The sequence below is a fragment of the Verrucomicrobiaceae bacterium genome, from assembly GCA_016713035.1.
In the GTDB taxonomy this organism is placed as follows: domain Bacteria; phylum Verrucomicrobiota; class Verrucomicrobiia; order Verrucomicrobiales; family Verrucomicrobiaceae; genus Prosthecobacter.
In genome coordinates, this window is sequence record JADJPW010000003.1 from 712,650 (window position 1) to 727,586 (window position 14,937).

General features: G+C 59.1%; 10 protein-coding genes. 5 read left to right on the top strand and 5 right to left on the bottom strand.

Annotated features, from left to right (window positions below):
• Together IPK32_13750 and IPK32_13755 are read right to left on the bottom strand one after the other, a co-directional pair.
• Window positions 1–3,087: a PSD1 domain-containing protein gene (locus IPK32_13750; protein MBK8093012.1), complete on the bottom strand. Its 3,087-nt coding sequence runs from the start codon at window positions 3,085–3,087 to the stop codon at window positions 1–3.
• The gene (locus tag IPK32_13755; GenBank protein ID MBK8093013.1) at window positions 3,084–4,406 is read right to left on the bottom strand and encodes a hypothetical protein; all 1,323 of its coding nucleotides are present in this window, start codon (window positions 4,404–4,406) and stop codon (window positions 3,084–3,086) included. The genes IPK32_13750 and IPK32_13755 overlap by 4 nt, the downstream gene beginning before the upstream one ends.
• 139 nt (window positions 4,407–4,545) lie before the next feature.
• On the opposite strand from IPK32_13755, the gene IPK32_13760 reads away from it, so the two are divergent.
• From IPK32_13760 to IPK32_13780, 5 genes are all read left to right on the top strand, one after another.
• The gene (locus tag IPK32_13760; protein ID MBK8093014.1) at window positions 4,546–5,196 is read left to right on the top strand and encodes a DUF1080 domain-containing protein; all 651 of its coding nucleotides are present in this window, start codon (window positions 4,546–4,548) and stop codon (window positions 5,194–5,196) included.
• A 91-nt stretch (window positions 5,197–5,287) separates the two neighbouring features.
• Window positions 5,288–6,100 (top strand): bifunctional DNA-formamidopyrimidine glycosylase/DNA-(apurinic or apyrimidinic site) lyase, encoded by an 813-nt coding sequence (mutM, locus tag IPK32_13765; protein ID MBK8093015.1) that lies wholly within the window; start codon window positions 5,288–5,290, stop codon window positions 6,098–6,100.
• 49 nt (window positions 6,101–6,149) lie between these two features.
• Entirely contained in the window at window positions 6,150–7,202 is a 1,053-nt protein-coding gene (gene glpX, locus IPK32_13770) for a class II fructose-bisphosphatase (GenBank protein ID MBK8093016.1), read from the top strand.
• 51 nt (window positions 7,203–7,253) lie between these two features.
• Complete coding sequence (locus IPK32_13775) at window positions 7,254–7,670, top strand: hypothetical protein (protein ID MBK8093017.1); 417 nt, start codon at window positions 7,254–7,256, stop codon at window positions 7,668–7,670.
• 141 nt (window positions 7,671–7,811) lie between these two features.
• Window positions 7,812–10,166 carry a hypothetical protein gene (locus tag IPK32_13780; GenBank protein ID MBK8093018.1) on the top strand — a complete coding sequence of 785 codons (2,355 nt, stop codon included), beginning with the start codon at window positions 7,812–7,814 and terminating at the stop codon, window positions 10,164–10,166.
• 164 nt (window positions 10,167–10,330) lie between these two features.
• Here IPK32_13780 and IPK32_13785 read toward each other — a convergent pair whose 3' ends face one another.
• The 3 genes from IPK32_13785 to IPK32_13795 all read right to left on the bottom strand — a co-directional run bounded on the left by IPK32_13785 (window position 10,331) and on the right by IPK32_13795 (window position 14,917).
• On the bottom strand, window positions 10,331–13,201 hold the full coding sequence (locus IPK32_13785; protein MBK8093019.1) for a hypothetical protein: 2,871 nt from the start codon (window positions 13,199–13,201) through the stop codon (window positions 10,331–10,333).
• A 36-nt stretch (window positions 13,202–13,237) separates the two neighbouring features.
• Window positions 13,238–14,443, bottom strand: a complete 1,206-nt coding sequence (locus tag IPK32_13790; GenBank protein MBK8093020.1) for a VCBS repeat-containing protein — start codon at window positions 14,441–14,443, stop codon at window positions 13,238–13,240.
• Window positions 14,444–14,557: 114 nt separating this feature from the next.
• Window positions 14,558–14,917, bottom strand: a complete 360-nt coding sequence (locus tag IPK32_13795) for a hypothetical protein (protein MBK8093021.1) — start codon at window positions 14,915–14,917, stop codon at window positions 14,558–14,560.
• Window positions 14,918–14,937: the final 20 nt, after the last annotated feature.

The following is a 14,937-nucleotide window of genomic DNA, read 5'->3' on the forward strand; positions in this document are numbered from 1 at the left end:
TTACGGCTTCGTCACGACCTCATTGAGGTTGAGGATGATGCTGGCGGTGATGCCGTAGGCGGCGAGTTCGGCGCTGGGGATGGCGGGATCGGGCTGGTAGTTGCCGATGGAGAGGAATTGCTTGGCGGAGTCGGGCGTGGCCTGAAAGCTGGTGAGGCGGTTTTGCAAACCGGTGCGCAGCAGGGCGATTTCATCGGCTTTGGGTGGGCGGGAAACGGCGCGGTTGAAGGCCCAGGCGATGCGCTGCTCAGGGGTGTTGCCGCCTTGTTTGATCATCTTTTCTCCCAAGGCTTTGGCAGCTTCGACAAAGGTGACTTCGTTGAGCAGGGCCAGGGCCTGGAGTGGGGTATTGGTGCGGCTGCGTTTGACGGTGCAGATTTCACGCGAGGGTGCATCAAAGAGCAGCATGGTGGGTGGCGCGGCGGTGCGCTTCCAGATGGTGTAAAAACTGCGGCGGTAGAGGCCGGTGCCGGTATCGGCCTTATAGCCGCGCAGATCGCCGTATTTACTGGTGTCATCCCACACGCCATCGGGCATGTAGGGCTTCACGCTGGGACCGCCGATCTCTGGCACGAGCAGTCCTGCGATGGCGAGGGCCTGATCCCGCACGATTTCTCCACTGAGGCGAAAACGCGGCCCACGGGCGAGCAGGCGGTTCTCGGGATCTTTCTCGATGAGTTCTGGTGTGACTTTGCTGCTCTGGCGATACGCGGCGCTCATGACGAGCTGCTTCTGCATGGCCTTCATGTCCCAACCGCTGCGGATGAATTCGGTGGCGAGCCAATCGAGCAGCTCGGGATGAACGGGATACTCAGCCTGTGAGCCGAGGTTTTCGGCGGTTTTGCAAATGCCGTAGCCGAAGAATTTTTCCCAAGTGCGATTGACCCAAACGCGAGCAGTGAGCGGGTTTGTGGGATCGACGAGCCACTTGGCGAGGCCGAGCCGGTTCGCGGGTGCGCCTTTCGGAATGGGCGGCAGCACGGCGGGCGTGGCCATGGTCACTTTGTCGCCCGGTTTGTCGTATTCGCCGCGTTTGAGCACGAAGGTGTCACGCACGGGGCCTTCCTGCATGACCATGACGTTTGGCAAAGAGCGATCGAGATCATCATAGGCACGCTGAGCACGGGCCAGCGCGGCATCGGCCTGTTTGAGTGGGTTTTCGACATTGGCGCGGAAGAAGGACTCGATGTCTTTTTTCTGCTGCGGGCTGCGTTTGGCAGCGGGTGTTTCAAAGGCGAGCTTCAGGCCGGGCGAAATGGCATCGCCGCTGAGTTTGACGGTTTTTGGTGGCAAATGGGAAGAGGAAAGACGGAAGCGGCCAATGTTATGACCACCGATGCCTTCCATGCGCAGGCGCAGCATGAGCAGCGTGTCTTTGCCCGGTGAAATGGGCTCTTCGAGCACGAACATGGCGCGGCGATTTTCTTTGCGCGTGGGGCCATCGACCGCCCAGGTGGTGCCGCGAGGTTTCTTTTTGTCACTGCGGATGAGGCTGGTGATTTCGTAGCCTTTTTGAGAGTGATCGGCCTCGGCACGGGCGAGCTGGAGCTGCTCAGGTTTGCCATTGCCCCTCTTTACAAAAACATCGAAGCCACTGAGAGCGAAGTTGCTATTGTTGAAGCGACCGGGACCGCCGCCGGGCAAGGAGGGATCAGTGAAGCACTCGAGCAGAAAGGCGGAGGCACCACCCTCTGGCAGCGGTGCATCGAAGATGTACACATCTTTGTTCGGATTGGTGCCAGTGGCTAGGTAGCTGCCGTCTGCTTGCTTGATCAAAGCGGTGCCGACTTTGGATTCGACCTTCGCAGGGGTTAGCGGTAGCCAGCTTGCTTTCATGCTGCGCAGGGTTTCTTGCGCCTTCGGTTCCCAGGCTGCGACGAGCTGAGGCAGCTGCTTAGCGAGCTCGGCGACCTTGCTTTTGGCGGCTTTGATCTCGGCATCGAGCTGGGCGAGTTTTTGCTCCTGCTCGGCAGTGGGCACGGTGGCCACGGGCTGGCTATTGCCGCCGCTGCGGTTCGATGCGCCCTGAATGGTGCCGCTTTCAGGGACATTGTTGAAGAAGGCGAAGAAGGAATAAAAATCCTTCATGCTGAGTGGATCGTATTTGTGATCATGGCAGCGGCAGCAGCCCATGGTGAGGCCCATCCAGGTGGCGCTGGTAGTCTCGACGCGGTCCACGATGTTCTCGATGCGCCATTCCTCCGCGATGATGCCGCCTTCTCCATTGATGCGGTGATTTCGATTGAAGCCAGTGGCCACGATTTGATCACGCCGAGCATTGGGAATGAGGTCACCCGCGATTTGCTCGATGGTGAATTGGTCAAAGGGTTTGTTGTCATTGAAGGCCTTGATCACCCAATCACGCCAGGGCCACATCTGGCGGCTGCTATCGGTCTGAAAGCCGTTGGAATCCGCGTAGCGTGCATAATCCAGCCACTGCATGGCCATGCGCTCGCCGTAGTGCGGAGATTTCAGCAAGCGGTCCACATAGGCCTCGTATTTTTGTTCTGACCAATCGGAGAGCAAGGCCAGATCCTCGGGCGTGGGTGGCAGTCCCGTGAGGTCCAGAGCCACACGACGCATCTGCGTGGCGGGATCAGCCTGCGGTGACATTTTCAGCCCCTCTTTGGCTAAACGGGTGGCGATGAAGCGGTCCACCGGATGCGTCAGTCCATTGATCTGCGGTGGCTCCACTCGCACCGGCGCGATGAAGGCCCAGTGGCCCTGATACTCGGCTCCTTCGGCGATCCATTGCTTCAGGATGGCCTTTTCAGCGCTGCTGAGCGGTTTGCCGCTTTTCTCCGGCGGCATGACATCGTCGTGTGAGTTCGGCAGTTCGACGCGGGCGATGAGTTGACTTTTTTCCACATTACCCGGCACGATGGCGGCATCACCAGACTCAGCGGGCTTCAGCGCCTCCTCGCGCAAATCCAGTCGCAGCTCCGCCTCGCGGTGGCTGGCATCCGCCCCGTGGCAGTGAAAGCACTTGTCAGAGAGGATGGGCCGCACATCGCGGTTGAACTGTACTTTGTCCGCTGCGGCAGCAGGCAGGGCTGTTAGAAAAAGGAACGTGGAAGCAAGTCTCATGGCTGGGAGGAGGAGCGCAGACCGGAGGTGTTGACGGTGATGACGCGGTATTGATGCTGTTTGCCGGGCTCGGGCTTGGGATCGGTGAAGCGTGTGGGGATGAGCGGATTATTCGGCGTATCGCTGTACTGTAGGCCTTGGAAAATGGGGCGTCCAAAGGGATTCTTCACAGGCGCTGTTACTGTGGCGATTTCTTTACCATCGCGCTCGATGATGAAGCTGGCGATGCCGCTTTCCAGATCAGCCTCAGCGCTCCAGGACAGCTCAGCGCCATTCACACGCAGATTCGTCGGCGCTGGAGGCGGCGTGGCATCAGGGATCGCGGTGTCTTTGACATAATGCATCCACGCTTTGGCGATGGCTTCGTTTGGCAGCCAGATGGCTTTTTTGGCATCGCTCGAAAATTGCGCCGCAGGTGCAGCCTCGGTGCCGAGCAGAGGCGCTAGCCAGGTGCCAGCCTGCGGCATGGATTGCAGTGGCGCAGCGCTTTTTGCAGGCAAACGAGCACTCAGGCAGGCATCGAGCCATGGGATGGCCAAGTAGCGCTGATTGCCGCATTCATGCGCCGTGAGTGGATCGACCGCGACGCCGATGAGACCACCGCGAGCACGCACAGCGGTGAAGAAGGCCTCATTGGCAGGCCACACTCCGGCGAAGCGGCCTTCTTTGACCGTCATGCCTTCTTTGGTGCCGGGATTGCACATGATGGGCACATTCAGCGCAGCATCTGGCACCGCGTGCGGCTTGATGGTTCCACGTTTCGCATCCGCCGTGAGCAGTGGCACACCGCTGCGCAGCCAAGCTGCCGCGACACGCTCTGGATGCGTCAGCACCATGCCACCAGCCCAGTGACCGCCGCCGCTATGGCCCCAGAGTGCCCATGGCACGGTGGCTAGCTCTGGGTGGCCGCTTTGAGCACCGATGTCTGCTAAGGCACGCTGAAACGCCACACCGCTGCCATTGCGCGGATCACACCACATTTGGCAGTCCTCTTTTTCGCGCATTTCATAAGCTGGAGCCATCAGAGCGCAGGCGTGTTTTTTAGCCAAAGCCTGCCAATGCAGGTCAAAAGCACCTGTGAGACCGGATTTGCACGATCCCTCACCACAACCATGCTGATGCACGATCACACCGCGCAGCTCCTGCACACCCGGCGGCAGCCAAAGCGTGTAGTTCACAGGAAAAATGAGCTCGCCAGGCTTTTTCGATGCCTCATAGCGCACCCGGTAATAAGGCGGGTCCGCCGGTGGAAAAACATCATAAGGCGCAAGTTGCGCATGGAGAGCCGTGGCAGTGAAAAGAAGGGCAAGGAGACGCATGTGGAGCCGATTGCTACGTCGTGGAGAGAGAAGTTTATACATGGGGAAATCCGCCGAGAGTCCCTAATGCGGCGGAGTGTGCAAAATCGCATCCCGGTGATGGACAGGAGGAGGCGGAGGAGCTAAACGGGCCACCTCTATGCTCAAACAACTCACTCTGGCCGCTCTGGCGGCACTCACACTCGGCGCAGCGCAGGCTGCGGATAACGATGGCTGGACTTCCATGTTCAACGGCAAGGATCTGACCGGCTGGAAATCGAACGAAGAAACACCCGGCAGCTTCACCATCGAAGACGGCACGATCAAGATCGGCAATGGCCGTGCGCACCTTTTCTATGTGGGCGCAGATGGCGCGGCGAAGTTCACCAGCTTTGAGTTCAAAGCGAAGGTGAAGCACATGGAAGCCAGCAACAGCGGCATCTATATCCACACCACCTATCAGGACAAAGGCTGGCCCGATAAAGGCTACGAGTGCCAGGTGAATAGCACCGCGCATAAGGACCCGAAAAAGACCGGCGGCCTCTACGCCGTCAAAGACGTGCTCAACACCGCACCTGTCGCAGACGGCGAATGGTTCGACTACCATATCAAAGTAGAGGGCAAGCACATCACCATCTCCATCAATGGCAAAGTGACCACCGACTGGACTGAGCCCGAAGGCTGGGACCCCGCCACCGCACTCAAGAACATGCCCGGCCGCAAATTCAGCGAAGGCACCGTGGCGCTCCAGGCACATGATCCAAAGAGCGTGGTCTATTACAAAGACCTCTACATCAAAGCGCTGAAGTAAGCCGCATCGCATTGTTTTCCGTACCTCAAGCCGGACGCCTGGAAACGGGCGTCCGGTTTGCTTTTGAGGCCAAAACCATCCACAAATCACCATGCCCGAGCTCCCTGAAGTCGAGACCACTCTGCGCGGCGTGAGTCCGCATGTACTCCACAAGCGCATCACCGAGGTCATTGTGCGTGATGCACGTCTGCGCTGGCCCGTGCCAGATGCGATCCATAAGCTGGAGGGCACACGAATCACGCTCTGCACCCGGCGAGCGAAGTACATGCTCTTTGAAACAGCACGCGGCACGCTGCTGCTGCACCTGGGCATGTCTGGCAGCCTACGCATCGTGCCACAGGACGCACCTTGGAGAAAGCATGATCACCTAGCCCTCACGCTGGAGACCGGGAAACAGCTCCGCCTGCATGATCCACGCCGTTTTGGAGCCGCATTGCTGTTGGAGGGTGATCCCACCGAGCACAAGCTGCTGCGTGACCTAGGCCCGGAGCCCCTGGGTGCCGAGTTCACCGCCAAGTCGCTGAAACTGGCCTGCGCGGGCAAAACTGCCGCGATCAAGCTCGTCATCATGGATGCGCATGTCGTCGTCGGTGTGGGCAACATCTACGCCAGCGAGGCACTCCACATGGCAGGCATCGATCCGCGCAAAGCAGCGGGCAAAGTGAGCCTTCCACGTCTGGAAAAGCTCGTCACCGCCATCCGAGAAGTCCTAGCCGCCAGCATCGAGATGGGAGGCACCACCTTGCGTGACTTCCTCAATGAAAAAGGCGAGCCCGGCTACTTCCAGCAGACCCTCCGAGTCTATGACCGCACTGGAGAGCCCTGCCGCAGTTGTGGCGCAATGATCCGCAAGATCGTACTCGGACAAAGATCGACGTTTTTTTGCCCACGCTGCCAAAAGTAATCCTTCAGACACACCGACAGTTGCTACACCATTCCCTTCCTGCATCCCCATGAGCTCACTACCGCCTCTCCTCTCCACTTTTGATCTCGAACGCGTGTTGGAATTCGAATTCGTGCGTGCCACGGAAAATGCCGCCTTGCAGGCCATTCACTGGCTCGGACGCGGTGAGAAGGAGCTAGCCGACGGTGCTGCCTGCGCGGCGATTTATGGCGTCTTCGACATCCTGGACATCCGCGGTGAGGTCGTGATCGGAGAGGGGATCAAAGACAATGCGCCGGGCATCTTCATCGGTGAGCACCTGGGCACCTGGCGGGAGGGTAGCCCGCGTTTTGACATCGCCCTCGATCCGATCGACGGCACCAGCAACATCGCCAAAGGCCTGCCCAACAGCGTTTCTGTCATCGCCGCTGCACAGGTGCCAGAGGGAGCCCCCAGCCTGATGAAAAACCTACCGGCATTCTACTCGCACAAAATCGCCTACGGCCCGGCGGTGAAGCGTGCGCTGGAGAAAAATGGGGACCGCTGCTTCCTCGACATGCCACTGCGCGAGGTCATCTCCTTTGTCGCTGATGCACTGGAAAAGCGTGAGCGTGACCTCGTCGTGACCACGATGGATCGTCCGCGCCATGCGGACATCATCCGCCAAGTGCGAGAGAGCGGTGCCGCGTTGCGCATGATCTCGGACGGCGACATCGCCGCAGCCGTAGCTCCGTCGATGCCCGATGCCGTAGTGGACCTGTATGTCGGCATTGGCGGCTCACCAGAGGGCATCCTAGCCGCAGCGGCTCTGAAGTGCCTCGGCGGCGATATGCAGCTACGCATGTGGCCACATACACCAGAGCACCGTGCGGAAATCATCGCGGCGGTGGGTGAGGCTGCACTAGAGCGGGTGTATCGCATCGACGATCTCATTATTGGCGACAGTGCACTCTTTTGTGCCACCGGCATCAGTGACAGCCCGCTAGTGCCTGGATGCCGCCTCGTGGGCCACCGTGTGGAGACCCACTCCATCCTGATGCGGGCCCGCAGCGGCACGGTACGGCGCATCCACGCTGTGCATGACCTCGACCGCAAGGTGGTGCCCCTCAGGGAGCCAAAATGACTGAAAAGGCATCATGCAAAGACTGCACGGAGTGGTAAGATGGCCGCATCCATGCCCACTCCGCGCTTTCTTCTACTTTCCGCAGTCCTTTGTTTTCTATCGTCTTGCTCGCTCATCACCACCCCCATCGCCGCAGCGGGTGGACTCGCCACCGCCACCGTCAAGGCCACGGGCGGCGTGGCCAAGGCCGGCATCGGTGCCTTCGGCAGCCGCGGTGACTCAAAGAGCCAGCCCGCCCAGCCGCAGCAGCAACAGCAGCAGCCGCAAGCTCAGCATCCCTATCCGTATTATCCGCAGCAGCAGCAGCCTCAGCAGGCCTATTACCCACCGCAGCAAACGCAGGGCTATGCACCTGGTTACCCGCAGCAGGGCTATGCACCCACCTATCCGTATCCTCAGCAACAGGCGCAGCCGCAGGGCTATTGGCATCAGGGAGTGTGGTATCCGTATGCACCGCAGCGGAGGTGAGAAAGACTCGTTACCATTTATAATCTGGTGAATTCGCTCCCGCAAAACATCCGGCGAGACAGAAAACTTACTTTCACGAGCCATCCGCGATGGACATAAATGCCATGATCATCATCTAGGCTGAAAACAATCGCACTCTCCGTGGACTCCTCCCTCCTCCCATCCTCTCCCGCGAACGTGGCCACCACCACATCGCCAGCCCCTGGACGTGAGCCGCTGAGTAATCCCTTCGCCGAAGACGTCTGCCCCGGCCCCTACGCCGTGGAGGAGAATCACAGCGTCCCCGGCATGAATGCTGACATCCTACGTCAGCTCACCTCCTCCATCGACGAGCGACTCGGCGGTGGTGGTGGCCAGCCGCTGCTGCTCCTCACCGCACCACGTGCAGGCTATGGCAAAACGCATCTCCTCGGTCGCCTCGCCAGCGCTGCGGGTGGCCAGATCGTGCTCGTGCCGCTGGCCTTCCGGATGGAGGATACGATCACCCTTTCCTCCGTCGCAAAACGCGGCCTGGAGTCCATGGTCCGTGCAGAGACTGGCCGCGCAGGTTGGACACGCCTGCGTGAGGCCTGCGCCGGAGTCTGCGCCTCACTCCTTCGCAGACTCATCGCCAGCGGCCAGCTCCCCTGTGCCAATCCAGATCAAGCCCAACGCGTACTCGCTGGCAACCCTGTGGAGATTTTCGACGCTCAAGGCAGTGCAAAGCTCATCGGTGACTGGATTCGTCGTCACGGCCCCTCTTTGCGCAAGCCGCTCACGGATCTCGCGGGCCAGAGCGTCGCCGCAGACAGCGCCACACTAGATCAGTGGATGCTAGCCATGCTCCAGCACGCTCAAGAAGGCGGCGCAGCCAGCAGCGTGCCACTGCGCATCCTCGCTGCGGATGAGAGTCGTGACGGACCAGTGGCCTTCCTTCGCCTACTCGGCCTCTGGCGGCCGGTGGTGCTCATGGTGGACCATCTCGATGCCTATTATCGCAATCCAGATGCCGGACTGAAAATCGCCTCGCTCCTACTCGATATGGCGGAGATGGATGGCGTGCACGTCGTCATGAGCCTCAATCAAGACGTGTGGCAGGCCACCTTCGGCCACCATCTGCCCAGCGCGATGGAGGACCGCCTCACCAGCTCCCAGATGCTCCTGCGTGGCCTCGGCCAAGCAGATGCCTCCGAGCTACTGCGCATGCGATTGGACATCGCCGATGTCACCGCCGAGCAACGGCGTGAGTTTGAGAGCTTCGTCGATGTGCCCCGCTACTTCCTGGGCCGCCCGCTCGGCTCTGTATCGGCACGCGGCTTCCTGCGGCATCTCGCACGGCAATGGGAGGTTTTCCAAAACACCACGCCATCACCCGATGAGCCCTTCACACGTGGCATCATCGACGAATCCCCCACTCCAGAACTCTCCGAAGCCACCAGTAGCCACATTGACGAGGAGGAAGCCGATGAAGCCCTCCCGGCCATCAGCGAGCCCATGCCTGCAAATGACCGCAGGCAGATCTTTGACCCAGAAACACTCCTCCGTGCCAAAACGATGGCTGAGGGCCTCGCAGAGCCCATCGCTGCACTGCCGCAGGAGCTCGAAAAACCACTGCCCACGCCACCTAGCGCCTCCGCGGCTCCAAAAGACCCGCAGCCGGTCATCCAGCATCTCGCACCCACGAACGTCCCATCGTCCTCCGAGGCTGAAAACAGCCCCGCAGCGCCCTCCCCAGCCCTTTTGGCCGCTACGGAGCTCTCTGAGCGTAGCGCAGGTGCTTTTGAAAAACTGCGTGAGATGCTGGGCAAACTGCGACAGCCCCTAGTCACGGGTGAAAATGGACAAGCGACAGAAATGGCCGCTCCGACACCTGCTCCAGCGCCACCCAGCTCACCACAGCCCCCAGCCATAGCCACACCCGTCGTCACACCGGAGCGTGATGCACTGCTCGGTCGCTTTGAGGCACTGCGTCTGCAAATGAGCGCAGAGGCAGAATCACTCGCCCTCGATTTCACCAAGCTCGGAGAGCTCATCCGCCTCGCAGGTCGGCGCTTCCCCCTCGTCCGCTTCAGTGAGCACGAGCTACCGGGGCTCACAGGGCGTCATGCCATGAGCTGGTCGCTCCACGGAGTCGAGATCGTCTTCGGCCTCGCGAACTTCGCCGATGGTGCCTACTGGCGCACACTCTCCACCTTCACCGCCGGTAAAGTGGCCGAGTCCCAGGCCACCGCAGCCTCACTCGGCGAGCCAGCCCCGAAAGTGAAGCTCGTCACCTTCAAAACCGACCGCGAGCAACAAAGCTGGACCATCCTGAAGCTCAGTGATGCCTTCCCAGAAACCGTGGACACCATCGTCGATGCCATCCACCTCGATTCCAACAACGTAGCCTCCCTCTACGCCATGCAGCGCATCATCAAAGAATCCGAAAACGGCTCCCTGCATGCCCCACCCGCCCAAGTCATGAGTGTGCTCGCCCGCGAGCTGGATTTCTTCTGGAAGCGTGTGACGAAGGCGTAGAGTTGTGTTTTTGCACACGCTGAGAAGGAGGGGAGTTCGGAGTGTTTTTGTATGCCTCTCGCCAAAGTGCTTAGTGCTCAGTTCGCGAACCTACTCTGCACTGAGAACTGAGCACTTTTCTCCCGTTTGGTCTAGAGACTGCGAGTCCGCGCTGACAGCGCAAACTACGGCGTCTGCTGCTTGCGCGGCGTAAAGCGCTGGAAGAAGCCGCGTTTCTTCGGCGGCTCGCCTGTGGCTGGTGGTGCGGCTGCGGGAGCACCCACTGGAGCTGTTTTGGCACCACTGCCTAGCAGCTTCGGCGTCCATTTAGAGTCCGCTACGGTGCCCGTGCCGTGGAAGGCGAAAAGCTCGCTCACCAGCATCAGCGGGATGCCCAGCAGGCCCCGCACACGCACCTCCGCATCGAAGTCGATCTCATCGCGGATGAAATTCACATCACCGCGGCTCGTCACACGGAAGCTCGTCGTCAGCGCCTCCAGATCCCGCGTGCGGAAGAAGCCATCCGCGATCTCAAAGGTGCAATCCGCCTCTTTGGCGATGTTGTAGCCCGCGATGGGCTTTGGCAAAATAGCGCCGATCAGCGGTGTGAGCGGCCCCAGGATCGGCACCGACATGAGATTGCCATTCACGATGATGAGCGAGCCCCCGCCTTTCAGCGCAGGCCAGTCATCCATGCGGCCAGTGAATTTAAAATGACCACTCAGGTCTCCCTGGCTCGTATCGTCATTGCGTGAGTAAGTTTTGGCAAACTGGGAGAAATTCATCGCATCGAGCCGCAACTCACCTGCATACGGATTTGGCGTGCGAGACTCATCGAGCGTGCCTTTCAGCGTCATGCCGCCACCGAGCACAGTGGACTTCACATCGTATGCGATATGGCTGCCTTTTTTATCCACCTCAGCATGCACGCCGGTGAAGTCGAGCGTCTTGGAGAGCACCTCATACGGGAAAAGCCCCGCATCCACATTCACACTCCAGTCATTCACATCCGCCCGTGCATCCGTGCGGCCCGTGGCACGGAATGGGCGGCCAAAAGCCCCTCCCTGCACATCAAAGAGCACATCCTGGCCCTGACTGCTCACTCTCGCCCGCGCATTCGTGACAGGCACCTTGGTGGCCAGCACTTCATAGGGATAGGCTCCGGCCTCGACATCGACATTCCACGCCGTGACCTCTGGCGTGAGGTCCGTCTGCCCCACCGCACGAAAGGGGCGCTGGAAAAGGCTCCCTTTCACATCAAAGGACAAGATGCGCTCCTTCACACGCACCACACCATCCGGCGAGAGTATGGTGTGATCATCACCCAGGAAGGTGTAGTGCCCCTCGCCGCTCTCCGAGTGGAAGGTGACTTGGTAGTCATTGTACTTCGGCTCACGGATGCCGATGGTGCCATCCACGGTGACATTCGTTCCGACGGTGAGGCGGTATTTCTCGATATGCTCCGCTGTTTTCGCCGCAAAACACCGCAACAAATCTGGCGTGTCACTTGCGGCATGCACCTTGGTCAGACGCACCCACTTCTGCTCATCATTGAGGAAAACGTCCTCGGCCGTAGCAGGCCCTTTTGGGTGGCGAATGCTCACATTGCGAAAGTTTTGGAAGAAACCCTGGAAGGCCAGATCCGCCTCCATCTCCTCCAGATACACCCCATTGTAGCGGAAATTCCGCAGCACCCCGTGGCCAGAGTTTACGCCATCTTGAAGCACGAATGAAGGCCCCTCGCCGGCGACTTGTACGTCGATGTGGGATTTCTCATCGAATTCAAAGCGGCGGATCAGATCACGCGTCTTTTCACGGATGACAAAAGGCACCAGCACATTCGGGTCCATCCGCAGGGTGGCATCGTAGCGCACCCCCTGCTCGCGGTGGCGCATCAACTGGATGTCCACGGTGCCGGTTTTATGCCGCAGCTCAGCATCGCGGATATAGAAGCCATCTGGATTCACGCCGATGCTGGCTGTGAGGCCCTCAAAAATCGCCCCCCGACTGCCGAAGCGTTTGCACTCGACTTTCCCGGTGATTTCAGCCGGAAAGACACGTTCGGCGGCTTCCTTGCCCTTGTTGATGCCGGGGAACCAATAGCCCTCGATCGAAAGATCCGGCGGCTCATAAAAAACCGCCTCATTCAGAGCCTCCACATCGAAAAAGGTGCGGGCCAGCGCAGGAATATCTGCGCTGGAAGTCATGCGGAAACGAGCACGGTCCGCGCCCATGCGCCAAGTCGCTGTCGCCTCGATCTGCCCCAAACGATCTGCCAAGCGCAGCCGGCGCACATCGATCATGCCGCTGTCATAGCCTGCCACGGCATGAATCTCACTCCAGACGTAGTTTTCAAAGCGCAGCTCCTCAGCCTGGAAGGAAACCTCCGCCTGGATGTCCTGCGGCTTATTAAAATCACCACTCACCTCCACAGTGATCTGTGGCGGCTCCGGCGACTGAAAGCGTGCCAGCCAGTCCAGCACATTCTGCACCTGCGCACGATACTGGCGGATGAATTTCAGCCGCTCCAGTGCAGTAGCTTTGTCTTCATCGTCCTTTGTTTTCGTCGGCAGGATCAGCACTCCATGGATGTCCAGTCGCAGGCCAGAGAGCAGGCCGCGTGCGTGCCGGATGTCGATCTGATTGCCATCGAGCACCGCCTGCGCATTCAGATCCTCCAATGAAACAACCGTCAGATCTGGACGGTCTGGGTCCACGGGAAGAGACACATTTGCATGACTTAACACGAGCGACTCCACCCGCACTTCGCCATTGATGAGGCGGGTGAGATTCACATCGAGATTCAGATGGCTCACTGCCGCGATCTGCGCCCGACGAGAGCCATCATTAAACAATCGCACATCCTCCGCCACCAACCCGCCCGTCGGATTAATGACCAACCGAGCAAAGTCGATGAATACACCATGTTTCTCCAGCTCCTGCATCACAAATCCACGCCACCGGACGCTAAAGCGCTGCGTATTCGCATAAATACCGACGGCCAGTATAAAGCTGGCCAGAAGTAAAAGCAGAGTGCGGCAGAGGAAACGAAACACGCCCAAGAATAAAGGCTGAAGCAGCAATGCCTACTCCTATTCTTGGAGGAAAACAAAGACGCCTGTTTTATTACCCACGACGACGTCGAGCTTGCCATCCTTATTGACATCACCTGGCGTGACTTGGGTGCCCACCCCGCTCCTGTCGTCGATTTGATGCGGGATGAACTCTGCGCCACCGTTGCTGCCACGTTTGATCTCGAACCAGTAAAGCACGGGCGGAGCATTCGGTTCATCATCTTTGAGCGGGCCGTGAGCCCAGCGGCGCTTGCCAGTGACCACATCCATGACGCCGTCCCCATTCATATCTGCGAGCTGCATGGCATGAAGCTGGCTGAATTTCACGCCGACCGCGCTTTCCGCCTCAGTGGCACCCATGAGATCATGCTGGATGAAGCTGCCATCTGCTTTCTGCTCGAACCAGCCGAAGCCGAAACCATGGGCGTCGTAGCCAGTAATGACGTCGTTGATTTTATCCCCGTTCACATCGTAAACGAGCAAGAAGGAGCCACCGCGGCTGCCACCTGCCTTTTGGAAGGCCTGCGGGTGGAATTTCCACTCACTGTCCGCTTTGTTATCAGCAGGTTGCTCGCGCCAGCCTTCTTTATCGAGGATGTCTGCACGACCATCTCCATTCACATCACCCGCGCCATAGCCATGGGTGTACTTGAAGTATTTTTTGTCATTTTCAGGCGATTTCGGCGTGATGGGGCGAAAGCGAGCTTTGGAGCCCAGCGGATTGCCCCAATCAATCTCCGCATAGCCGAGCTGGCCGCCCGTGTGGCACACCAACTCCGGTTTACCGTCCCCATTCATGTCACGGAAGTCCGGGGACTCATTGTCCGTGATGTCAAAAATGGTGTGACGCGGCCATTCTTCCTTTTTGTTCTGTGGATTCTCAAAGACCCAGGTTTCCTTTCCTGGCCAAGAGTAGGCTAGGATGTCACTCCAGCCGTCCCCATTGAAATCATGGGTGTAGGTGAGGAAAAAGTCGCTGTAACCCTTTGCAGGGTCGTAGGGCTCTTTTTCAAACTTCGGCGCAAAAGCGACGCGTTCCTTGAAATCGGGGCCTTTCCAGATGAAGCGCCCAGAGCAGATGTCGTTGTCGCCATCGTGATCGAAATCAGCGAAGTGAGCCCCCTCCGCGACGAATTCCTCCGTGAGTGTGTGTTTTTTGAATTTCAAATCTGCCGCAGTGGCGGCGGTGGCGAGCGCGAGAGTCAGTACAGTGAGCGTTTTCATGCGTAGAGGGATGGAACAGGCCACTGAGGAGCATTCTTGCACTCGATAAAAAAGCGGAGCCGCTGTTAAACGGCTCCGCATGGGGGAAAAGAGGCTCTTTGTGCCGCGCTAGACTTATTGGCGGACTTCTTTGATCCACTTGTCCGGAGCCTTATCGAACTCTGCCTTGCTCGCAGCATCCGCAAAGGCGACTTGGCGGGCATAGGAGACCGTGATGGCGCTATCCGATTTCTTTTTGCTCAGAGGGCACTGGCCGGTGACGGCAGCGAGGATGTTCGACAGATATGCCTTCGGTGTGGCATTGAACTGTGCTTTGCACTTATTGCAGCAGACGGCGACGGTTTTGCTGTATTGGCTCGTGATCGCCGCGTTTACGGGCTTACCAGACACGGGGCACACGGTATTGAGCGCCTCAGCAGCATGCGTGAGGCCAGCGGTCAGGATGAAGGTGAGGGCAAGAAGGAGTTTTTTCATGATATGGATGCAGGTGAGGA

Excerpts from the sequence above, each read along its gene's own strand:
- mutM (MBK8093015.1), top strand. The coding sequence starts at position 5,288 with ATGCCCGAGCTCCCTGAAGTCGAGACCACTCTGCGCGGCGTGAGTCCG.
- glpX (MBK8093016.1), top strand. The coding sequence starts at position 6,150 with ATGAGCTCACTACCGCCTCTCCTCTCCACTTTTGATCTCGAACGCGTG.
- IPK32_13760 (MBK8093014.1), top strand. The coding sequence starts at position 4,546 with ATGCTCAAACAACTCACTCTGGCCGCTCTGGCGGCACTCACACTCGGC.
- IPK32_13750 (MBK8093012.1), bottom strand. The coding sequence starts at position 3,087 with ATGAGACTTGCTTCCACGTTCCTTTTTCTAACAGCCCTGCCTGCTGCC.
- IPK32_13775 (MBK8093017.1), top strand. The coding sequence starts at position 7,254 with ATGCCCACTCCGCGCTTTCTTCTACTTTCCGCAGTCCTTTGTTTTCTA.
- IPK32_13790 (MBK8093020.1), bottom strand. The coding sequence starts at position 14,443 with ATGAAAACGCTCACTGTACTGACTCTCGCGCTCGCCACCGCCGCCACT.
- IPK32_13795 (MBK8093021.1), bottom strand. The coding sequence starts at position 14,917 with ATGAAAAAACTCCTTCTTGCCCTCACCTTCATCCTGACCGCTGGCCTC.
- IPK32_13755 (MBK8093013.1), bottom strand. The coding sequence starts at position 4,406 with ATGCGTCTCCTTGCCCTTCTTTTCACTGCCACGGCTCTCCATGCGCAA.